At 69.0% G+C, this 20,208-nt stretch carries 18 protein-coding genes; 10 read left to right on the top strand and 8 right to left on the bottom strand.

Annotated features, from left to right (window positions below; translation table 11 throughout):
• The first annotated feature begins 16 nt into the window (after nucleotides 1–16).
• Nucleotides 17–3,007, top strand: coding sequence for an alpha-mannosidase (locus ACIPV2_RS10305; RefSeq protein ID WP_400840914.1), 2,991 nt, complete (start codon nucleotides 17–19; stop codon nucleotides 3,005–3,007).
• A 475-nt stretch (nucleotides 3,008–3,482) separates the two neighbouring features.
• Here the strand turns inward: ACIPV2_RS10305 and ACIPV2_RS10300 are convergent, their stop codons facing one another.
• Complete coding sequence (locus tag ACIPV2_RS10300) at nucleotides 3,483–4,868, bottom strand: glycine--tRNA ligase (RefSeq protein WP_400840912.1); 1,386 nt, start codon at nucleotides 4,866–4,868, stop codon at nucleotides 3,483–3,485.
• 109 nt (nucleotides 4,869–4,977) lie between these two features.
• On the opposite strand from ACIPV2_RS10300, the gene ACIPV2_RS10295 reads away from it, so the two are divergent.
• Entirely contained in the window at nucleotides 4,978–5,397 is a 420-nt protein-coding gene (locus tag ACIPV2_RS10295; protein ID WP_400840910.1) for a VOC family protein, read from the top strand.
• A 122-nt stretch (nucleotides 5,398–5,519) separates the two neighbouring features.
• Here ACIPV2_RS10295 and ACIPV2_RS10290 read toward each other — a convergent pair whose 3' ends face one another.
• Nucleotides 5,520–6,209 (bottom strand): GNAT family N-acetyltransferase, encoded by a 690-nt coding sequence (locus ACIPV2_RS10290; RefSeq protein WP_400840908.1) that lies wholly within the window; start codon nucleotides 6,207–6,209, stop codon nucleotides 5,520–5,522.
• A gap of 108 nt (nucleotides 6,210–6,317) precedes the next feature.
• On the opposite strand from ACIPV2_RS10290, the gene ACIPV2_RS10285 reads away from it, so the two are divergent.
• Both ACIPV2_RS10285 and ACIPV2_RS10280 read left to right on the top strand, forming a co-directional pair.
• On the top strand, nucleotides 6,318–7,100 hold the full coding sequence (locus ACIPV2_RS10285) for a TspO/MBR family protein (protein WP_400840906.1): 783 nt from the start codon (nucleotides 6,318–6,320) through the stop codon (nucleotides 7,098–7,100).
• Nucleotides 7,101–7,260: 160 nt separating this feature from the next.
• Complete coding sequence (locus ACIPV2_RS10280) at nucleotides 7,261–8,637, top strand: peptide MFS transporter (protein WP_400841806.1); 1,377 nt, start codon at nucleotides 7,261–7,263, stop codon at nucleotides 8,635–8,637.
• A 133-nt stretch (nucleotides 8,638–8,770) separates the two neighbouring features.
• On the opposite strand, the gene ACIPV2_RS10275 is transcribed toward ACIPV2_RS10280, so the two are convergent.
• A complete protein-coding gene (locus ACIPV2_RS10275) occupies nucleotides 8,771–9,322 on the bottom strand; it encodes a TetR/AcrR family transcriptional regulator (RefSeq protein WP_400840904.1) in 552 nt (183 codons plus the stop codon).
• 79 nt (nucleotides 9,323–9,401) lie between these two features.
• Between ACIPV2_RS10275 and ACIPV2_RS10270 the strand changes: the two genes are divergently transcribed.
• The 5 genes from ACIPV2_RS10270 (at nucleotide 9,402) to ACIPV2_RS10250 (ending at nucleotide 14,367) form a co-directional block, all read left to right on the top strand.
• Nucleotides 9,402–10,127 (top strand): SDR family oxidoreductase, encoded by a 726-nt coding sequence (locus ACIPV2_RS10270; protein ID WP_400840902.1) that lies wholly within the window; start codon nucleotides 9,402–9,404, stop codon nucleotides 10,125–10,127.
• Entirely contained in the window at nucleotides 10,124–11,242 is a 1,119-nt protein-coding gene (locus ACIPV2_RS10265) for a sensor histidine kinase (RefSeq protein WP_400840900.1), read from the top strand. The genes ACIPV2_RS10270 and ACIPV2_RS10265 overlap by 4 nt, the downstream gene beginning before the upstream one ends.
• The gene (locus tag ACIPV2_RS10260) at nucleotides 11,239–11,919 is read left to right on the top strand and encodes a response regulator (RefSeq protein WP_400840898.1); all 681 of its coding nucleotides are present in this window, start codon (nucleotides 11,239–11,241) and stop codon (nucleotides 11,917–11,919) included. Before ACIPV2_RS10265 ends, ACIPV2_RS10260 begins: the two co-directional genes overlap by 4 nt.
• A gap of 126 nt (nucleotides 11,920–12,045) precedes the next feature.
• The gene (locus ACIPV2_RS10255) at nucleotides 12,046–12,915 is read left to right on the top strand and encodes a type II CAAX prenyl endopeptidase Rce1 family protein (RefSeq protein ID WP_400840896.1); all 870 of its coding nucleotides are present in this window, start codon (nucleotides 12,046–12,048) and stop codon (nucleotides 12,913–12,915) included.
• A 9-nt stretch (nucleotides 12,916–12,924) separates the two neighbouring features.
• A complete protein-coding gene (locus tag ACIPV2_RS10250; RefSeq protein ID WP_400840894.1) occupies nucleotides 12,925–14,367 on the top strand; it encodes an MFS transporter in 1,443 nt (480 codons plus the stop codon).
• Nucleotides 14,368–14,710: 343 nt separating this feature from the next.
• Here the strand turns inward: ACIPV2_RS10250 and ACIPV2_RS10245 are convergent, their stop codons facing one another.
• Both ACIPV2_RS10245 and ACIPV2_RS10240 read right to left on the bottom strand, forming a co-directional pair.
• Nucleotides 14,711–15,637 (bottom strand): serine hydrolase, encoded by a 927-nt coding sequence (locus ACIPV2_RS10245; RefSeq protein WP_400840893.1) that lies wholly within the window; start codon nucleotides 15,635–15,637, stop codon nucleotides 14,711–14,713.
• A 117-nt stretch (nucleotides 15,638–15,754) separates the two neighbouring features.
• Nucleotides 15,755–17,737 (bottom strand): M13 family metallopeptidase, encoded by a 1,983-nt coding sequence (locus ACIPV2_RS10240; protein ID WP_400840891.1) that lies wholly within the window; start codon nucleotides 17,735–17,737, stop codon nucleotides 15,755–15,757.
• Between the two features lie 109 nt (nucleotides 17,738–17,846).
• Here ACIPV2_RS10240 and ACIPV2_RS10235 point away from each other — a divergent pair, with 109 nt between their 5' ends.
• Entirely contained in the window at nucleotides 17,847–18,296 is a 450-nt protein-coding gene (locus ACIPV2_RS10235; RefSeq protein ID WP_400840889.1) for a hypothetical protein, read from the top strand.
• A gap of 6 nt (nucleotides 18,297–18,302) precedes the next feature.
• On the opposite strand, the gene ACIPV2_RS10230 is transcribed toward ACIPV2_RS10235, so the two are convergent.
• From ACIPV2_RS10230 to ACIPV2_RS10220, 3 genes are all read right to left on the bottom strand, one after another.
• A complete protein-coding gene (locus ACIPV2_RS10230; protein WP_400840887.1) occupies nucleotides 18,303–18,863 on the bottom strand; it encodes a DUF1992 domain-containing protein in 561 nt (186 codons plus the stop codon).
• A gap of 172 nt (nucleotides 18,864–19,035) precedes the next feature.
• Nucleotides 19,036–19,596, bottom strand: a complete 561-nt coding sequence (locus tag ACIPV2_RS10225) for an OmpA family protein (RefSeq protein WP_400840885.1) — start codon at nucleotides 19,594–19,596, stop codon at nucleotides 19,036–19,038.
• Entirely contained in the window at nucleotides 19,593–20,180 is a 588-nt protein-coding gene (locus ACIPV2_RS10220) for a hypothetical protein (protein WP_400840883.1), read from the bottom strand. Before ACIPV2_RS10220 ends, ACIPV2_RS10225 begins: the two co-directional genes overlap by 4 nt.
• Nucleotides 20,181–20,208: the final 28 nt, after the last annotated feature.

Below are 20,208 nucleotides of genomic sequence, written 5' to 3'. Positions count from 1 at the left end.
GCAAAGGATCCTCCCCGTGCACGAAGAGACCTCGCTCACCGTAGGACGCGTCAACCGGGTGCTGACCGAGCGCGTCCGCCCCGCCATCCACTCGGCCCGGGTGCCGCTCGAGATCGCCGTGCATCAGCTGCCCGGCGAGCCCATCGCCCCCGTCGAGGGTCTGGCCCTCGACTTCCAGCCGTTCAGCGCCGGCAGCATGTGGGGTCCCGCCTGGGGCACCACCTGGTTCCGCGTGCGCGGCGACGTGCCCGCCGAATGGGGTGGCAAGAAGGTCGAGGCGCTCATCGACCTCGGCTTCGACATCAACATGCCCGGCTTCCAGTGCGAGGCTCTCGTCTATCGCCCAGACGGCTCGCCGGTCAAGAGCATCAACCCCCGCAACCAGTGGGTTCCGGTCGACGCGGTCGCCGGCCACTCCGTCGAGCTCTTCCTCGAGGGCGCGGCCAACCCCGTACTTCTCGACTACCACCCCTTCCTGCCTACGCAGGAGGGCGACATCCGCACCTCCTCGCCCGAGCCGCTGTACCGGGTGCGCCACATGGATCTCGCCGTGTTCGAGCCCGAGGTGTTCGACCTCTCCCTCGACCTCGAGGTGCTGATCGAGCTGCAGGCCGAACTGCCCGAGACGAGTCCACGTCGCATGCGGATCCTGCAGGCGCTCGACAACGCACTCGATGTGCTCGACCTGCAGCGCATCGTCGAGACGGCGGGCGACGCCCGCGCTCAGCTGGCTGACGTGCTGGCATCCCCCGCCGACGCCAGCGCGCACCGCATCGCCGCGATCGGCCACGCCCACATCGACTCGGCGTGGCTGTGGCCCGTGCGCGAGACGATCCGCAAGGTCGCCCGCACCACGTCGTCGATGACCGCGCTGATCGACGAGCAGCCGGAGTTCCTGTACGGCATGTCCAGTGCACAGCAGTATGCGTGGATCAAGGAGCATCGCCCCGAGGTCTTCGAGCGCGTGCGCGCCGCCATCGCCGACGGCCGGTTCCTGCCGCTGGGCGGCATGTGGGTCGAGTCCGACACGGTCATGCCGACCGGTGAGTCGCTGGTGCGCCAGTTCTCGCACGGTCAGCGCTTCTTCGAGCGCGAGTTCGGCATCCGGTCGAAGGGCGTCTGGCTGCCCGACAGCTTCGGCTACTCCCCCGCCCTGCCGCAGCTGATGCGCCGAGCGGGGTTCGAGTGGTTCTTCACGCAGAAGATCTCATGGAACCAGCGCAACGTCTTCCCGCACCACAGCTTCCTGTGGGAGGGCATCGACGGCTCGCGCATGTTCACGCACTTCCCGTCGATGGACACCTACAACTCCCAGCTCTCGGGCATGGAGGTCGCCAAGGCCTCGCGCCAGTTCAAGGAGAACCGCGTCGCGACCATGTCGATCGCGCCGGTCGGCTGGGGCGACGGCGGCGGCGGCACCACGCGCGAGATGACCGGAAAGGCTGCGCGTCTGGCCGACCTCGAGGGCTCGGCGAAGGTCGAGTGGAAGCATCCGGATGCCTTCTTCGACGACGCCAAAGCCGAACTGACCGACCCCGCCGTCTGGGTCGGGGAGCTGTACCTCGAGCTGCACCGCGGCACGCTCACCAGCCAGCACGCCACGAAGGCGCTGCACCGCTGGGCCGAGCAGGCGCTCATCGAGGCCGAGCTGTGGGCCGCGACCGCCGCCGTGCAGCGGGGCGCCGAGTACGACTACGCCGAGTTCGACCGCCTGTGGCAGCTCGTGCTGCTGCACGAGTTCCACGACATCCTGCCCGGCACGTCGATCGCGTGGGTGCACCGCGAGGCCGTCGAGGTGCTCTCGCAGGTGCTGGCGGATGCCGAGAAGCTGTCGTCCGCAGCACGCCGGGCACTCGCCGGAGAGGGCGACCGCGAGCTCGTGTTCACCCCGACATCGGTCGGCGGCGGCCGGGCACTCGGGGCCGTCGAGCTGGCGCGCACCGAGGCGTCGGCCTCCCTCGCGGAGACGGCGGAGGGATACGTCCTCGAGAACGGCCTCGTCACCGTCACCGTCTCGCCCGAGGGCCTGATCACCTCGGCGATCGACAAGGCCACCGGCCGTGAGACGATCGCCGCGGGATCGCCTGCGAACCTGTTCCAGCTGCACCAGGACTTCCCGAACATGTGGGATGCCTGGGACATCGACCGGTACTACAAGAACCGCGTCGACGACCTCACCGACGTCTCGTCCATCGAGGCTTCGGTCGTCGACGGCACGGCGGTCGTGATCGTGAAGCGCCAGTTCTCGGCATCCGCGATCACTCAGACGATCACCCTGCGACCGGACTCGCGCACCGTCGCGCTGCGCAACGACATCGACTGGCACGAGACCGAGAAGCTGCTCAAGCTCGCGTTCCCGCTTGACATCTTCGCGCGCGAGACGCTGGCCGAGACGCAGTTCGGATTCCAGCGCCGAGTGACGCACGTCAACACCAGCTGGGAGGCCGCGAAATTCGAGACCTCGATGCACCGCTTCGTGCTCGCGCAGGAGGACGACGGGTTCGGCGCCGCGCTGATCAACGACTCGATCTACGGCTTCGACACCTCGCGTGACGTCGACGGCGACGACGTCACCACCACGGTGCGCCTGTCGCTGCTGCGCGCTCCGCGCTTCCCGGATCCTGATACCGACCACGGCCACCACGAGATCGAGGTGGGCCTGGTCGTCGGAGCGGATGCCGAGATCGCGACCGCAGAGGGCATCGCGCTCAACGCGCGCGCGAAGGTCGTCCGCGGCGCGAATGAGGTCGAGCCGCTGGTCTCGGTGACCGGCACGGGCATCATCGTCTCGTCGGTGAAGCTCGCAGACGACCGCTCGGGTGACGTGATCGTGCGCGTCTACGAGTCGCTCGGACGCCGCGCGACGGGTGCGCTCACTGTGGGCTTCGAGCACTCGGGCATCCGCGAGGTGTCGCTGATCGAGGACGAGCTCGATGACGCCCGCACCGGTGGCGAGCTCGCACTCAAGCCGTTCGAGGTGCGCACGCTGCGGATCGCGCGAGCCTGACGCGCCCCGCGCTCGCGCTCTCGCTCTCGCTCTCGGGAGGCGTTCGCACGCTGGGGAGGAGGAATCCGCGAGGAGCCTCCTCCCCAGCGGCATTTCTCCTCCGTAGCGGCCGCACGTTGCACACCTTAACCACTGGCGTACTTTCCCCGATTCTTTCGGCCTCTTCCGCGCGCAAGGATGCAGAACAGTGGCGGATGCTGGATGCAGATCACCATCCATCCCGCGCGAAGGAGCCGCACAATGGACCGCGAGAACGACCTCATCGACACCGATGCACTGCTGCACATCGGCCGCCCCTACTGGTTCGACCGTCACCCGTCCCAGGCCGAGGGCGAAGACTTCTGATCCCCGACTGATCCAGCGAGCGGGCCCTTTCCGGAGCATCCGGGAGGGGCCCGTCCGCGTTCTCGCTCGCGAGCGCCGGACAGGACGCGGCCCCGATTCACCAGGTGAATCGGGGCCTCGTCGAACGGGGTCAGGCGCCGCGCAGGCGCTCGGCCAGATAGGCCTCGAGAGCGTCCAGCGGCACGCGCTCCTGGCTCATGGTGTCGCGGTCGCGCACCGTGACTGCGTTGTCGTCGAGCGAGTCGAAGTCGACGGTGACGCAGAACGGAGTGCCGACCTCGTCCTGACGACGGTAGCGGCGGCCGATGGCGCCGGCGTCGTCGAAGTCGATCGTCCACTTGCCGCGCAGCGTGTCGGCCACCTCGCGCGCCAGCGGCGACAGGCGCTCGTTGCGCGAGAGCGGCAGCACGGCGACCTTCACCGGAGCCAGGCGCGGGTCGAGCTTGAGCACCGTGCGGGTGTCGGTGCCGCCCTTGGCGTTCGGCACCTCCTCCTCTTCGTACGCGTCGACGAGGAACGCCATCATGGCGCGGGTGAGCCCGAACGACGGCTCGATCACGTAGGGCGTGTAGCGCTCGCCGGATGCCTGGTCGAAGTACGTCAGCGACTGACCGGACGCCTCGGTGTGGCTGGAGAGGTCGTAGTCGGTGCGGTTGGCGACACCCATCAGCTCGCCCCACTCCGACCCCTGGAAGCCGAAGCGGTACTCGAAGTCGATGGTGCCGGCAGAGTAGTGCGCGCGCTCGTCTTCGGGCACGTCGAACTGACGCATGTTCTCCGGCGCGACACCCAGGTCGATGAACCAGTTCCAGCACGCCTCGACCCAGTGGTCGAACCACTCCTTCGCCTCGGCCGGCGGCACGAAGTACTCGATCTCCATCTGCTCGAACTCGCGTGTGCGGAAGATGAAGTTTCCGGGCGTGATCTCATTGCGGAACGCCTTGCCGACCTGGCCGATGCCGAACGGCGGCTTCTTGCGCGAGGCGGTGAGCACGTTCGAGAAGTTCACGAAGATGCCCTGCGCGGTCTCGGGGCGCATGTAGTGCAGACCCGACTCGTCGTCGACGACGCCGAGGTAGGTCTTCACGAGACCCGAGAACGACTTCGGCTCGGTCCACTTGCCGCGCGTGCCGCAGTCGGGGCAGACGATGTCGGCCATGCCGTTCTCGGGCTGGCGACCCTTCTTGGCGACGAACGCCTCGATCAGGTGGTCCTCGCGGTGCCGCTTGTGGCACTGCAGGCACTCGACGAGCGGGTCGGAGAAGGTGGCGACGTGGCCGGATGCCTCCCACACGCGCTTGGGCAGGATGATCGACGAGTCGAGGCCGACCATGTCGCCGCGCCCGCGCACGAACGTCTGCCACCACTGCCGACGGATGTTCTCCTTCAGCTCGGTGCCGAGGGGGCCGTAGTCCCATGCCGAACGCGAACCGCCGTAGATCTCACCCGCTTGGAACACGAACCCGCGGTGGCGGGCGAGGGCGATGACCTTGTCAAGACGGGACTGTTCGGCCACGGTGGCTCCAATGGTCGGATGCTGCGGGTGAGAAGCCCGTGAACACGGGCATCCCAATCCTACCCGCGACGCCCTTCCGGCATGTCGTGCGCGGGTGGATGCTGGAGGCATGGAACAGCGCGTGAGCTTCATCACCCTCGCCGTGGCCGACGTCGCCCGCACGAGGGCGTTCTACGTCGACGGTCTCGGCTGGCAGCCCATCTTCGAATCCGAAGAGGTGATCATGCTGCCCGTCGCGGAGCGGGTCATCCTGTCGCTGTGGAGCGTGGCCGGCTTCACCTCCGAGATCGGGGCGGCACCGGCATCCGGAATCGCGCCCGTCACCCTCTCGCACAACCTCGCCACGGAAGCCGAGGTCGACGCGGTGCTCGCCGAGGCCGAAGCGATCGGCGCGACCGTCTCCCGGGCCACCCGGCGCGAATGGGGCGGGTACTCCGGCTACTTCGCCGACCCCGACGGATTCCGCTGGGAGATCGCGGTCAACCCCGGGGAGACCGGGGAGTTCGTGCTTCCGCCCGCTTCTTCTTGACCCCTTCCCCCGACGTCGAGAGCACGGCATCTCGGCGAACGCACGGCTCGCTCGCGCGAATAGCCGGTGCACTCGACGAGGTCCCGTGCTCTCGACGGGAGAAGGCGGGCGCGTGCTGCCGCCTACTCGGTGAACAGGTATCCGCGCTCGTTGTCGAAGCCGGCGATGCGCAGGCCACGGCCGAGCAGCTCCTCCATCTCACCGCGCAGACGCAGACGCCACTCGTGCGCGGCATCCGGATCCGCGACGCGCATCGACTCCACATCGGCGGGGATCTCGAGCGTGGCGACGACGGTGTCGGATGCGGGAGGCTTCGCGATGTCGGCCAGTGCCCACTGCACGTCGAGGCGATCGCTCTCGTCTCCCGCGTCACCGCCGCCGAAGATGCCGTACCGGTTCACGGAGTAGCCGCTGACCCGTGCGCCGAGCACGGTGAGGAAGAAGTGCGCGTTGCGGGCGACGAGCGGGTCGTACGTCCAGGTGATGCGGCCGACCTCGCGCGAGAAGGCCCACTGCCGCTGGTGCTCCTTGAGCTCGCGGCCCCAGCCGCGACCGCGGTACTCGGGGAGCAGCGCGGTGATGTGCGAGTGCATGGTGCGCCGCGCGGGCTCGCCGAAGAAGGCGATCGAGGCCCCGACCATCCGCTCCTCACCCTCGCTGTCGTCGAAGAGCCCGACGACGTAGTTGCCCGAGTGCTGCAGAGCGCGCAGAGTGCCGGCGTCGATGACGCGGTTCTCGCCGCGGATCGAATCCAGCAGCTCCTGGGCATCGATGATCAGTTCAACGGTGTCGAGATCTCGAATCGTGCGCACGGTGTCAGCGTACCGGGGCGCTCAGCAGGCCGGGAAGCCCACTGCACTGCCAGCCCCGTCCTGTCAACGCTGGCGAGGCTGCCGCTTCGCCCGAGTAGGGTCGGGGCCATGAACAGCACCGGACGCGACATCGCGAGGCAGTCGACCATCATCGCGGCGGCGGTGTTCATGATCATCGGGGCGGCCGTCGGCGGCGGTGCGTTCGGCGGCGAGTCCGTTCCCGAGCTGCAGAACGGCGCCCTGTCGGCGGAGGGCTCCTACCTCGCTCCGGCCGGTCCCGCGTTCGCGATCTGGTCGGTCATCTACCTGGGCCTCGCGGCATACACGATCTGGCAGGCGCTGCCGGGGCAGCGGAAGAACCCGCGACAGGTGCGCACCGGATGGTGGGTGGCGCTGTCCATGGTGCTGAACGGTCTCTGGCTGGTCGCCGCTCGCTACCTGAATCTGCCCGCCACGGTGATCGTCATCGCCGCCCTGACCGCCGTGCTGGCAGTGATCATCGTGCAGCTGAGCCGACGCCGGGCTGCCGGAATCATCGAGCTCACTCTCTTCGACGCCGTGATGGGGCTGCACTTCGGCTGGGTGACCATAGCGACCGTCGCGAATATCGGCGCCTGGCTGACTCAGACGCTGCCCGCCGAGCTCGGAGAGCAGGCGGATGCCTGGGGCGTGAGCGTGCTCGTCGTGGTGGGGCTCATCGCTGTGGCGAGTGCCCTGCTCACCCGCCGGCTGGCGCCGGCTCTGGCCACCGCGTGGGGCCTGGCATGGGCGGCATTCGGCCGCCTGAGCGGCGATCCGCACAGCACGGCGATCGGGATCACGGCCATCGTGGTCGCCGTGGTGATCGTGATCGCCGGCGTGATCGGCCTGGCGCGCAGTCGGCGTCGCTGATCGCACCGGCGTCTGCCGGAACAGACCTTCCCGGTGCCGGACGAGGCTCGCCGCGTACTATTGACGGGTGAATCCTCCCTCCAACGCCACTGATTCCGCGCATACCGACACCCGCTTCCTCGGGCAGCCGCGCGCGCTTGCTCACCTGTTCGGCGTCGAGATGTGGGAGCGATTCAGCTTCTACGGCATGCAGGGCATCCTGCTCATCTACCTGTACTTCAGCGTCACCGAGGGCGGGCTGGGACTCGACGAGGCGGTCGCGGGCGGCATCGTCGGCGCGTACGGCGGGTCGGTCTACCTCTCGACCATCCTCGGCGCCTGGCTCGCCGACCGGCTGTTCGGCTCGGAGCGGGTGCTGTTCGGCAGCGCGATCGTGATCGTCGCCGGACACCTCGCTCTGGCGCTCATTCCCGGGATCGCGGGCGTGGCCATCGGCCTCGTGCTCGTCGCCCTCGGCTCGGGCGGTCTGAAGGCCAACGCGACGGCGGTCGTCGGCACGCTCTACTCGGAGGACGACACCCGACGGGATGCCGGATTCTCGCTCTTCTACCTCGGCATCAACCTCGGCTCGTTCTTCGGCCCGCTGCTGACCGGCCTGCTGCAGAAGTCCGTCGGCTTCCACTGGGGCTTCGGCCTCGCCGCGGTCGGGATGACGGCCGGCCTCATCCAGTACAGCTTCGGACGCAAGGCGCTGCCTGCTGCCGCACACGAGGTGCCGAACCCGCTGCCGCGCAGCCGCTACCCGCTGTTCGGCGGCATCGCGGTGGCCGCGATCGCCCTGATCGCGGTGCTGGTGCTCATCGGCGTGATCCGCGCCGACAACCTGGCCGCCATCGTGATCCTCTGCGCCCTCGGCGCGACCATCGCCTACTTCGCGGTGATCCTCTCGAGCCGGCAGGTCGACTCCACCGAGCGCTCGCGGGTGTGGGCGTTCGTTCCGCTGTTCATCACGAGTGTGGCGTTCTGGTCGCTCTACCAGCAGCAGTTCACCGTGCTGACGGTGTACAGCGACAAGCGCCTCGACCGCTCGATCTTCGGCCTGGAGATGCCGGTGTCGTGGGTGCAGTCGATCAACCCGGTGTTCATCATCGTCTTCTCGGGCATCTTCGCCGCCGTGTGGACCCGCCTCGGCACGCGCCAGCCGTCGACGCCGATGAAGTTCGCCCTCGGCACCGCGCTGATGGGAGGGGCATTCCTGCTGTTCCTTCCGTTCGCGAACGGCGGCGAGGGCTCGACCCCGCTGCTGGCGATCGTCGGCATCCTGTTCGTGTTCACCGTCGCCGAGCTGCTGCTCTCGCCCATCGGCCTCTCGGCCGCGACGAAGCTCGCACCCGCGCGGTTCAAGACGCAGATGGTGGCGCTGTTCTTCCTTTCGATCTCGCTGGGCACGGCTATCTCGGGATGGCTCGTGCAGTTCTACGACCCGCAGAACGAGGTGCCGTACTTCACCGTGCTCGGCCTGATCGCGATCGCCGTCGGCGCAGGGCTGTTCGTGTCGGTGAAGCCGGTGCTGAAGCTCATGAAGGGCGTCAGCTGACCAGCATCCAGATGCCGGATCAGCGCGCCGAGACGCGGTGAACCGCTCCAGATCCGGATGCTTGAGGGCCAGGCATCCGGATCTCGGGCGAGCGTCCGGATCTCGGGCGAAGCTCGGACTCCGCTCAGCCGAGTCAGGCGGGCGGAAGCGCCCCGAGAGCGACCTGCACGATGGCCATCAGCTCGTCGGTGGTGGCGCCATCACGTGCACGAGACGACAGCCCGGTGTGCACGGCCATCACGTATGCGGCGAACTGCTCCGGATCGGTGTCGGGTGCGACCTCGCCGTCTCGTACGGCTCGCGCGATACGGCTGGCGACCCGTTCGCGCAGCGCGGCGCGCTCGCGGGCGAGCCGCGGTTCGGTCGCCAGGAAGCAGCCGGCCGGTGAGCCGTCATCCGACTGCGCGGCGGCGGTGAGGACGAGCATCTCGGTGATGGCCTCGCGCAGGGTCGGCAGCGCCAGCGCCTTCTCGACCTGGGCCGTGATCCCGTCGACGTACAGGGCACTCGCCGCGGCGAAGAGCCGATCCTTGTCGCCGAACGCGGCGTAGAGGCTGGGCGGCGTGATCCCCATCGCCGACGTGAGCGCGGAGATGGTTGTCGCCTCGTACCCGTCGCGCCAGAACCTCTCCATCGCGATGAGCAGCGCCTGATCGCGATCGAATGCCCTCGGTCTGCCTGCCATGTCACCCATTTTATAGCGTCCGCTAGCCAATCTGCTACGGTAGGCCGCATTGCATAGTGCTCACTACAGAAAGGCTGACATGCTGATCGAGAATGCGACCGTCCTGGTCACCGGCGCCAACCGCGGCATCGGCGCAGAGTTCGTCCGACAGCTGCTGCACCGCGGCGCGAGGAAGGTCTACGCCACCGCACGAAACCTCGAGTCCATCCCGAACACGGGCGCAGAGAAGATCGCACTCGACGTGACGGACGAGGCGCAGGTGCGGGAGCTGGCGGCGCGGGCAGGCGACGTCACGCTGCTCATCAACAACGCGGGCGTCTCGTCCGGAGCCGATCTTCTCGACGGAGAACTCGACGCCATCCGCGGCGAGCTGGAGACCAACCTCTTCGGTCCGCTTCACCTCACTCGCGCCTTCGCGCCGATCTTCGCCGCGAACGGCGGCGGCGGCATCCTCAATGTGCTCTCGGCGGCGGCATGGTTCTCTGCCCCTGGCGCCACCTCGTACGCGCTGTCGAAGGCAGCGGCGTGGAGCCTCACCGACGCCACGCGGGTGCAGCTCGCTTCGCAGGGCACTCAGGTGACGGGCCTGCTCATGGCCCTGGTCGACACCGACATGACCGCGGCGGTCGACGCGCCGAAGAGCTCGCCGTCGGCGATCGTGACCGCCGCGCTCGACGGCTTCGAGGCCGGCGCGCACGAGATCACCGCCGACGATCTCACCGCCGGGATCAAGGCGCAGCTGCACCGGGAGCCGGCCGTTCGATACGGCGACCTGATCGCGCCCGTGCGTACGATGCAGGGGTGACGATCCCCGGCCTGCGATTCATCCGCGCCCGGTGGGACATCCTGCTCGCGGTCGCGCTGGTCGGGCTGTCGTTCGTCCCCGGGGTCGCACGGCAGGGCCTCGAGCTCGCCGGGCTTCCGGATCGGCCGCTCGACCTGCTGGGCATCGCGCTGCTGGTGGTGCAGGGCGGCGCGGTCGCCCTCATCCGGTGGCGAGCCGGGTGGGCTCTCGCCGTCACGGGTGCGGCGTTCGCCGCCTACCAGCTGCTCGGCTACCCGACGACGTTCGCCGCACTCGGGCTGCTGGTCACCCTGGTGGCGGCGGGTGCGCTCATCGAACAGCACCGCCGGCTGACCGCGGTGATCGCACTCAGCGCGTACGTCGCGCTCGCCGCGGCACTGCTCGCGTTCGATGTGCACCTCACCATCGTCGACACGCTGACCTTCGGGATGCTGCTCGCCGCCCTCTGGATCTGGGGTTCATGGCTGCGCTCGCAGGCTGCAGCACGCCGCGCGCGGGAGGTGGCGGCGGAGCGGGATGCCATCGCGGCCGAGCGCTCGCGCATCGCGCGCGAGCTGCACGACGTGGTGACCCATCACGTGACCGCCATGGTCGTGCAGGCCGAAGCCGGCGGGTACCAGCCGAACCTCGACGCGGGCACGCAGGCGGTGCTCGCCTCGATCGCCGACGGAGGCAGGGCGACGCTCGTCGATCTGCGCAGCCTGCTCGGCGCGCTGGAGGCGGGCTCGTCCGATTCGCGCGCCCCGATGCTGCAGACCCCGGATGAGATCGTCGCAGGGGCGAGGGCGGCGGGTCAGAGCATCCGACTGCGCACGCACGGTGAGCCGCGCCGACTGCAGGGCGCAGCCGGGCTGGCTGTCGTGCGGGTCATCCAGGAGAGCATCACGAATGCCCGCAGGTACGCAACGGACGGCGCCGCGACCGTCGACGTCACGCACGATGAGCATGCGATCCTGGTCGAGGTCGTGAGCTCCGGCACAGGACCTGAACCGACGTCGACGGCGGGAGGGCGAGGGATCGTGGGCATGCGGGAGCGGGTGGAGTCGCTCGGCGGGGATCTGCAGGCCGCAGCCCAGGGCGACGCGTTCGTGGTGCGGGCGAGGATCCCGCTGTGACCGCTCAGCCGTCGGGCGCCCCCCTGCGCGTCGTGGTCTGCGATGACCAGGATCTCATCCGCGCCGGATTCGTCACCATCATCGACGCCCAGCCGGACCTCGTGGTGGTCGGCGAGGCGACGAATGGCATCGACGCGGTGAAGCTCGTCGAACGCGAGCGCCCCGATGTCGTCGTGATGGACATCAGGATGCCGCTTCTCGACGGCATCGAAGCGACCCGACGGATCGCCGGTCCGGATGCCGAGATCGCCGCTCGCGTGCTCGTCGTGACCACCTTCTCGCTGGACTCGCTCGTGTACGACGCCCTGCGCGCCGGCGCGAGCGGGTTCCTGCTCAAGGACGCTCGTCCGGCGGAGCTGACCGCCGCGATCCGAACGGTCGCCGCAGGCGAATCCCTGCTCGACCCCGCCGTGACACGTGCGCTGATCGGTCGCTACGGCGAGCGCCTGCGACCGTCCGAGAGCGACAGCACCACGTTCGACGCGCTCACCGCTCGCGAGCGCGACGTGCTGGTGCTGCTCGCCGACGGGCAGTCGAATGCCGAGATCGCCGCGCAGCTCGTCATCAGCCACGAGACAGTGAAGACGTATGTCTCGCGCATCCTGATGAAGCTGGGCGTGCGCGATCGGGTTCAAGCCGTCGTGCTCGCGCACCGGGCGGGTCTCGCCTCACGCTGAGCGCCTGCGGTCGGCATCCGGCTGCCGGGTCCCCCGAGCGAGGGATCCGAAGTGTCCTCACACGGGCGATTCGCGCCGGATGCCGGCTCCGTAGCGTCGTTGTCACACCCACAACGAGGAGCAGCCATGACGAATCAGACTCGTCCCACCCCCGCATCCGTCCACCGCCCCGCCGCGCCCTCCCCGTCCGGCGACCGCACTCGACAGCGCCTCCGCACGACATTCCTGGTCGTGGGCATGGCGGTCGCCATGCTCGCCGCCAACGCCGTCGCGGCTGCCGTGCAGAACCCGATCGCCAGTCTGATCATCGGCCCCGCGCTCGCCGCTGGCATGATCGCCCTCTATGCGTGGGTCGGTCGACGCATAGAGAAGCGAGAGGTGATGGAGGTCACCCAGCCGGGCGGCGCCCGGCACGTGCTCTGGGGAATCGCCCTCGGCACCGGGCTCGCGGCGGCGACCATCGGCATCCTCGCGCTCTTGGGCGCATACCGGATCACGGGCTGGGGGTCGATCACCGGCGCACTCACGGCGGTGGGCATGATGTCCGCCGTCGCTGTCGCAGAGGAGGTCTTCTTCCGCGGCGTGGTCTTCCGCCTGCTGAACGGTCGGTGGGGAGCGGTCGTCGCACTTGTCGCATCGTCGGCGCTCTTCGGACTGCTGCACCTGCTGAACCCGGGAGCCACCCTCGCCGGAGCTCTGGCGATCGCGACCGAGGCCGGCCTCCTGCTGGGAGCCACCTACCTGCTCACCGGCTCCCTGTGGCTGGCGATCGGCGTGCACTTCGGCTGGAACGTAGCGATCGGAGGCATCTTCGGCACGGTCGTCTCGGGATCCGATGAGCGCGGTTCGCTCGTCACGGCGACGACCAGCGGTCCGGACTGGCTCTCCGGCGGCGCCTTCGGGCCGGAGGCGAGCATCGTCGCGATCATCGTGTGCTCCATCGCAACCGCAGGCTTCCTCGTCGCGGCGCGCCGCCGCACCGCCCAGCACCGGTAGCCTTCTTCGGTGAGCGGTGCGGATGACAGAGCGAGAAGGCGGCTCTCCCGCACCCCTCGCCGAGGGGCGATCATCGCCGTGCTGGCCTTCGTCGGCCTCTGCTCGGCATTCATGTTCACCCTGGTCGTCCCGCTGCAGGCGGAGCTGCCGAGACTGCTGAACGCCTCACGCGAAGACACCAGCTGGGTGGTCACCATCACCCTGTTGGTGGCCGCCGTGGCTACGCCCATCTCAGGCCGTCTGGGCGACATGTACGGCAAGCGCCGAGTCGTGATCGCGCTGCTCGCCCTGCTGGTGGTCGGCTCGATCGTCGCGGCGCTGTCGTCGTCGATCATCGGCGTGATCATCGGTCGCGCTCTGCAGGGCGCGACGACCGGCGTCGTTCCCCTGGGCATCGCGATCATGCGCGACGTGCTGTCGCCCGAACGGCTCGGCACTGCGGTTGCACTGATGAGCGCCACGATGGGCGTGGGCGGAGCGGTCGGGATGCCGGTGGCGGCGTTCGTCGCCGAGAACGCCGACTGGCACGGGCTGTTCTGGCTCGCCGCCGCGCTGGGCGTGATCGGTCTGGTGCTGGTGCTGCTCGTGGTCCCGGACGACGTGCTGCTCGCACCAGGACGTCTCGACATCCTCGGCGCGGTAGGCCTGGCAGCAGGCCTCACCGGTCTGCTGCTCTACGTCTCACGCGGGGCGGAGTGGGGGTGGAGCTCTCCCTTCGCGCTGGCATGCCTGATCGCCGGCCTCGTCGTGCTGGCCGTGTGGGGGTGGTACCAGATGAAGGCGAAGGAGCCGCTGCTCGACCTGCGCGTCGCCGCCCGACCGGCCGTGCTCTTCACGAACATCGCCGCGATCGGCATGGGCTTCGCCCTGTTCTCGTCGAACGTCACCTTTCCACAGATGCTCGAGCTGCCTCGCGAGACCGGGTCGGGACTCGGTCTGGACATGTTCACCGCCGCGATGATCGTGGCGATCTCGGGCGTCATGATGATGATCATCTCGCCCCTCTCCGGGTGGCTGGAGCGCACCGTCGGTCCGCGCCCACTGTTCACCGTCGGCACGGCCGCGATCGTGCTCGCCTATGCCTTCGTGCTGATCTGGTCGACCGAGATCTGGCACTTCGTCGTCGCCAACGTGCTGATCGGGATCGGGATCGGCTTCTCCTTCGCCGCCATGCCGATGATCATCATGCGCGCCGTCCCCGCGCACGAGACGGGCGCGTCGAACGGGCTCAACGCGCTGTTCCGATCGGTCGGCACATCCACCGCCTCCGCGGTGATGGGCGGAGTGCTCGCCGCGATGAGCATCCAGGTCGACGGCCGGGCGATCCCCACCCGAGCTGCGTTCGAGGTGTGCTTCTGGCTGTCGATCGTCGCCGGGATCATCGGCTTCGCGCTGACCTTCCTGATCCCCCGGCATCCGGCAGCGGAGGCGCACCCCGCCCTGCCCCGCTGACCCGGCCGCCTTGCCGGGTCCGAAGCTCCGGGCTTCTTGCCGAGATCCGGCAGAGCGCCCCAGATCCGGATGCCTGCGGCCGAAGCATCCGGAACTCAGCCCGACGTCCGGATCTCGGGCGTCGCCGCGCAGCTTGCCGGGCCTCGGACGCCGCCGCGCGAACCGGTCGAGACGCGTCGCCACCGCCAGGAAGCTTGCCGAGATCCGGCAGACCGCCCCAGACCCGGACGCCCGAGGCCGAAGCATCCGGGTCTCAGGCCGACGTCCGGATCTCGGACGCCGCCGCGCGACCCTGCCGGATCTCGGGCTCCCGCCCGAAGCGCGCCGCAACCGCCAGCCGATCTCAGTGGGTGTACTCCATCAGGTCGGTGCCGAGCACACGGAACGCGTCATGCGCGCGCAGTCTGTGGCTGATCGAGAGGTCATCGAAGCACACGGTCAGGGCGTAGGCGACTCCGGTGCGCGGCCCGACGAGCACCCCCGCCTCGGCGCGCACCCCTCGGTCGCGGCCGGTCTTGTTGATGAACAGCAGGCCGTGCGCATCGTCGTCGTGCGCGAACGGGTCGAGTCCCGTCGCGGATGCCACGAGGCTGAGGTCCTGATTCAGGCTGAGCCACTCGGCGACCTGGGCGCTGACAGCGGCGTCCACAGCGCGGGAATCGACGAGCGCCGCGAACAGCTTCGCGAACTCGCGGGTCGTGCCGACGGCGACGTGCGGGGCATCGTCGGGACCGCGCTTGTCGCGGAACCGGTCGAGCACGGCGCTGCGCGGCATCCCGAGCGACACCATCCGCGCGCGGACCTGCTCATGACCGACCGCGTCGAGCAGGGCGTTGGCGGCGTTGGGGTCGCCCGCGGCCGCGGCCAGCACAGCCAGGTCGACCAGCGGGAGAGCAGGCGCGAGCAGATGCCGCCACAGACCCGAGCCGATGACCTGATCGTCGGACCGGTCGACGATCTGCAGGGGGTCGAGGGCCCGGGATTCGAAGCACGCGGCGGTCTCAACCAGCACGGGAACGGCCCCCAGCCCCGCGATCGGCAGGGGAACGTGGTCGTCTCCGCTCAGCACGACGCGACCCGAGTCGAGCTCGACGACGTGCACCGAGACCTGCGCTCCGCTCTGCGCCAGCTCTTCCAGACGACGCAGGCTCGGTGCGAACGATCGCCGTCCGGTGGCCGCGCGCCGTGGAGCGCGCCGCAGGCTCCGTTGTGTTCGGCGGCGGGCTGCGGGCACACCGGAGGACGGTTCGGGAGCGGGCGACGAGACCACGCGCGGTGTCCTATCCGAGAGAAGGGGAATCCGGCCGGGCGCTCAGCACACCCTCACAGGCCTTATCGGCGGCGCCCCGGTCATCGTAACCCGCGGCCCTTGGAGGCGGAACCGCGCTCACCAGATGGTGACGCGCTGCTCCGCCGGCAGGTGCAGCCGGTCGCCTTCGCTGACGTCGAACGCCTCGTAGAAGGCGTCGATGTTGCTGAGGATCTGGTTGCACCGGAACTCGTTCGGAGAGTGCGGATCGATCGTGAGCAGACGGATGGTCTCGGCGTCGCGGCTCTTCTGCTGCCACACCTGCGCCCACGACAGCAGCAGACGCTGGATGCCCGTGTAGCCGTCGATCACGGGCCCTTCGACAGGCTCAGGGACCGACTTCTCGCCGAGCGAGAGCTCGTACGCCTTCAGCGCGATGCCCAGACCGCCGAGGTCACCGATGTTCTCGCCGATCGTCAGCGCGCCGTTGACGTGGTTCTCGTCGCTCAGACCCAGCGGCACGAGAGCGTCGTACTGGGCGATGAGCGCCTTGGTGCGCTTTTCGAACGCCGCACGATCGGCATCCGTCCACCAGTCCTGCAGACGGCCGTCGCCGTCGTACCGGCTGCCCTGATCGTCGAAGCCGTGACCGATCTCGTGACCGATCACCGCGCCGATGCCGCCGTAGTTGGCGGCTGCGTCCCGCTTCGGGTCGAAGAACGGGTACTGCAGGATCGCCGCGGGGAAGACGATCTCGTTCATCAGCGGGTTGTAGTACGCGTTGACCATCTGCGGCGGCATGAACCACTCGTCGCGGTCGATGGGCTTGCCGACCTTCGAGACCTGACGGTCGTGCTCGAAGACCGTCGCGCGGCGGGCGTTGCCGACGAGGTCGGTCGGGTCGATGTCGACGCCGTCGTAGTCGCGCCAGACGTCGGGGTGGCCGATCTTCGGGCGGAAGGTGTCGAGCTTGGCGAGGGCTTTCTCTCGCGTCTCGGGGCTCATCCACTCCAGCTTCTGGATGCTCTGGCGGTAGGCCTCGATGAGGTTGGCGACCAGCTCGTCCATCGCGGCCTTCGATTCAGCCGGGAAATGACGATCGACGTAGATGCGGCCGACGGCGTCGCCCAGCGAGCCCTCGACGAGCGAGACGCCGCGCTTCCAACGCTCGCGGATCGACGGGGTGCCGGTGAGCTCGGTGCCGTAGAACGAGAAGTTCTCGTCGATGAAGTCGTCGGTGAGGTAGGCGGCCATGCCGTGCACGACCTTGGCGCGCAGCCATGCCTTCCAGTCGTCGAGGCGCTCGTCGACGAGCAGGGCACCGAGGCCCTCGAAGAAGCTCGGCTGGTAGACCACGAGCTCGTCGAATGCGCTCGGGTTGGCGACGGCAACCGCGTCCCGCCACCTGGCGAGGTCGATGCCGACGAGCTGCTGGAACTCGTCCCAGGTCTTCAGGTTGTAGGTCTTCACGGCGTCGCGCGAGGCGACGTTGTCCCAGTGATGACCGGCGATCTCGTGCTCGAGGCCGAAGGCCCGGTCGGCTTCGCCTGCAGCGTCAGCGACCGCGGCGAGAGTGAGGATGCGCTCGAGGTGCGCGCGGTAGGCGGCGCGGGTGCCCTCGAAGTTCTCGAGGCGGTAATAGCTCTCGTCGGGCAGCGACAGGCCCGCCTGCACGGCGAAGGGCACGTAGCGCTCGGGGTTGCCCGGGTCGGGCTCGATGAACACGCCGATCAGCGCGGCGATGCCGTCGCGGTCGAGGGTGCCGACGGTGTGCAGGAACGACGGGATGCTGTCGATCGCGTCGACCTTCGCGAGCTCGGCCTCGAGCGGCGCGAGGCCGATCTCGGCGATGCGCTCGGTGTCCATGAAGCTGCGGAACAGGTCGCCGACCTTGCGCTCGAGGGTTCCCTCGGCGGCATCCTGCGACTCGACGATGATCTCGCGAACGTCCTTCTCGGCCTGTTCGGCGAGCATGTGGAACGACCCCCAGCGTGCCTTGTCGGCGGGGATCTCGGCGGCCTCGAGCCACGCGCCGTTGACGTGGCGGTAGAGGTCGTCCTGCGGACGGATGTCGGAGCTGAACTCGGAGACGGCAAGGCCGGAGGGCAGAACGTCAGTCATGCGGTTCAGCCTATTCGCTGCGGCGACATCAGGCCCGGGAGGGCGTCCCCGCCGACGCCTCGCATCTGCGGCGACGTGGCTCCGAGCCAAGCCGCTACTGTTACAGGCTGTGAAGCTCCGCCTCCTCGCGATTCTCCTCTTGCCGCTGCCGCTCTGCGCGTGCACGGTGCTCGAGGCTGCATATTCGCCTTCGGAACCCGCTGCGATCGATGCCGATGTCGAGCAGACGACGCCGTCAGAACGGCCGGAGGGCGCGCTCGACTGGTCGGAGGCACGAGCGAACGTCGGCAGCACCGCCACGGTCTGCGGCTCGGTCGTGAGCACTTTCACTGCGGTGAAGAGCGAAGGCCAACCGACGTTCCTCAATCTCGGACGCGATCACCCTGACGCTGCCGGGTTCACGGCGGTCATATTCGACGACCACCGCAGCGCGTTCCCGTTCGATCCGGCGCTCGAGTACGACCACACGGAAATCTGCGTGTCCGGCGAGATCCGCGCGCACGAGGAGTTCGTGCAGATCGAGGCTCGCACGCCCGAGCAGATCATCGTCATCGGCTAGCGCCGCTCAGCGACGCCGCCACCAGCGCCGGCCGCGTCGCGGCTCGGCATCCGTGGGCGTCTCGGCACGGGCATCCGTCTGCCGCGCCGCGCGGCGCTCTCGCCACGCCGCCACCTCGGCATCGACATCGCGGGGCTGCGTCACCACCGGTGGGCCACCCAGCAGCTGACGGCGCGCCCCGATCACACGACGATTGAAGTCCTCGAGCACGGTGCGCACGTCTTCCTCGCGGCCGAGCAGATCGAGCTCGCCGTCGAGTTCACGGTCTTCGACACGCAGCATGAGGGCGGGTCGTCCCAGCCCCGAAAGGTTCTCGTTCTCGATCTTGCGGCGGATCCACCAGTCGGGATCGTGGTGCGTGCCGAGACCCTCGAGGGGCTTGCCGGCGCCGGGCAGGTTGTCGAACTCGCCGCGGCGGATCGCAAGCTGGATGGCGGTCTCGACGAACTCCGCCTTGTTCTGTGAGTTCAGCACCATCGGTGCTTCGGTCTCAGGCTCGATCTCGGCCCTGTCGCCGCTATCGCGGCGGGCGCGGTATCGGCCGGCATTGCTCATCGCCTCGGACATGGCGGGCACCTCCGTCGTTCCAGGGTACGCGGGCGGCGCGACAAGCGATGGCTCTCCGAGTTGCGGGGTCTGGCGCCAACCGGGGGCGATCACACCTTATTCGCGCTTGTCGGGCCTGCGTGCGGAGCTTCGCGAGTGCCGCCGGCCCGTGCTGTGCTGGCCCGCGGAGAGATCAGCGTCGCGGCGCATCGAAACCGACCTCGACGCGCCGGTTCGGGGCCTGGTCGCCGTCGCCTTCCTTGACCAGCAGCTCCCGCTCGCCATGCCCGCTGACGGTGAGTCCGAGATCCGGTCGGGCCTCCGCCAGCACAGCGGCGACAGCGTCGGCCCGACGCCGGGAAAGGTCGTCGTTGTAGGCGCCGTCGCCGATCGAATCGGTATGTCCGTCGACCGAGACAGCCGCCCCGTCGGGGATGCCGGCCGCGAGGTCGGCGACCGCACCGCGGGCGGCCTCGGTGAGGTCTGCGGAATCGAACGCGAACAGCAGGTCCGATGTCAGGCGCACGGTGCGATGCTCGCGCTCCTCGATCGTCTGCTCGAGCTCGATCGTGGCATCGGCCGCGTTGAGATCGATTGTCGAGGCGCGCGCATCGAGATCGATCGTCGAGGCCGCGATCATGGCCTGCGTGATCTCGGCGTCGAGGTAGGAGTCTTCATCCGTGGAGGCGTGCACGGGCGTCGCGACGAGCGCCCCAAGCATCGCCGCCAGGGCGATGGCGCCGATCCGCGTCATCGCGCGTCGTCGACATAGGTGACGGGGATCGCCGAGAACCCGGGCAGGCCATCTCCGAGGATGACATCGACCGTCTCGGGCTGGCCCTCGGGCGCAGGCAGCAGCACGCCGATCTCCATCGTCGCGTCCGGCGCGAGGTCGGTGTTCGCGTAGTGCGGCACCGAGCCGAGCACGGTGTACGTGCACTTCTGCTTGCCATCGCCGGTCCAGCTCCCCTCCGCACAGAACGGCCGGTAGGCCTTGAGGTTCGCCAGGTCCGTCACCGTGGGGGCGTGGCCGATGCCGAGACTGAAGAAGCTCAGGGGCTCGTCGCCGCCGTCGCGCGTGAGCGCGTACCGCAGGTGCATCACCTTCTCGTCGGCGGTGATCGAGCGGACCACCGAGGTGATCACACCGTTCTCGCCGAGGTCGGTGGTGCCCTCCGCCAGCACAGCGTCCGATGAGGGATCCTGAGCGGCGGTGCTGCCGGTGCTGGCGGCGGGCTCCTTGGCTGGCGTGCCCGTCGGCTCGGCGCTGCATCCCGCCAGGAGCAGCATCACGGCGGCCATCGGCACGAGCGTGCGGAATGCGGATGCAGACGTCATGTGGTGTCCCCTCACTCAAAGTCACCAG

This window comes from Microbacterium sp. NPDC089987, assembly GCF_044748505.1.
GTDB lineage: Bacteria > Actinomycetota > Actinomycetes > Actinomycetales > Microbacteriaceae > Microbacterium.
This window is presented reverse-complemented; position numbering and strand designations above follow the sequence as displayed.

What these genes read in the sequence shown, in the direction of transcription:
- ACIPV2_RS10270 (WP_400840902.1), top strand. Translation starts at nt 9,402, where the DNA reads ATGCTGATCGAGAATGCGACCGTCCTGGTCACCGGCGCCAACCGCGGC.
- ACIPV2_RS10275 (WP_400840904.1), bottom strand. Translation starts at nt 9,322, where the DNA reads ATGGCAGGCAGACCGAGGGCATTCGATCGCGATCAGGCGCTGCTCATC.
- ACIPV2_RS10255 (WP_400840896.1), top strand. Translation starts at nt 12,046, where the DNA reads ATGACGAATCAGACTCGTCCCACCCCCGCATCCGTCCACCGCCCCGCC.
- ACIPV2_RS10220 (WP_400840883.1), bottom strand. Translation starts at nt 20,180, where the DNA reads ATGACGTCTGCATCCGCATTCCGCACGCTCGTGCCGATGGCCGCCGTG.
- ACIPV2_RS10280 (WP_400841806.1), top strand. Translation starts at nt 7,261, where the DNA reads ATGTGGGAGCGATTCAGCTTCTACGGCATGCAGGGCATCCTGCTCATC.
- ACIPV2_RS10295 (WP_400840910.1), top strand. Translation starts at nt 4,978, where the DNA reads ATGGAACAGCGCGTGAGCTTCATCACCCTCGCCGTGGCCGACGTCGCC.
- ACIPV2_RS10285 (WP_400840906.1), top strand. Translation starts at nt 6,318, where the DNA reads ATGAACAGCACCGGACGCGACATCGCGAGGCAGTCGACCATCATCGCG.
- ACIPV2_RS10230 (WP_400840887.1), bottom strand. Translation starts at nt 18,863, where the DNA reads ATGTCCGAGGCGATGAGCAATGCCGGCCGATACCGCGCCCGCCGCGAT.
- ACIPV2_RS10225 (WP_400840885.1), bottom strand. Translation starts at nt 19,596, where the DNA reads ATGACGCGGATCGGCGCCATCGCCCTGGCGGCGATGCTTGGGGCGCTC.
- ACIPV2_RS10240 (WP_400840891.1), bottom strand. Translation starts at nt 17,737, where the DNA reads ATGACTGACGTTCTGCCCTCCGGCCTTGCCGTCTCCGAGTTCAGCTCC.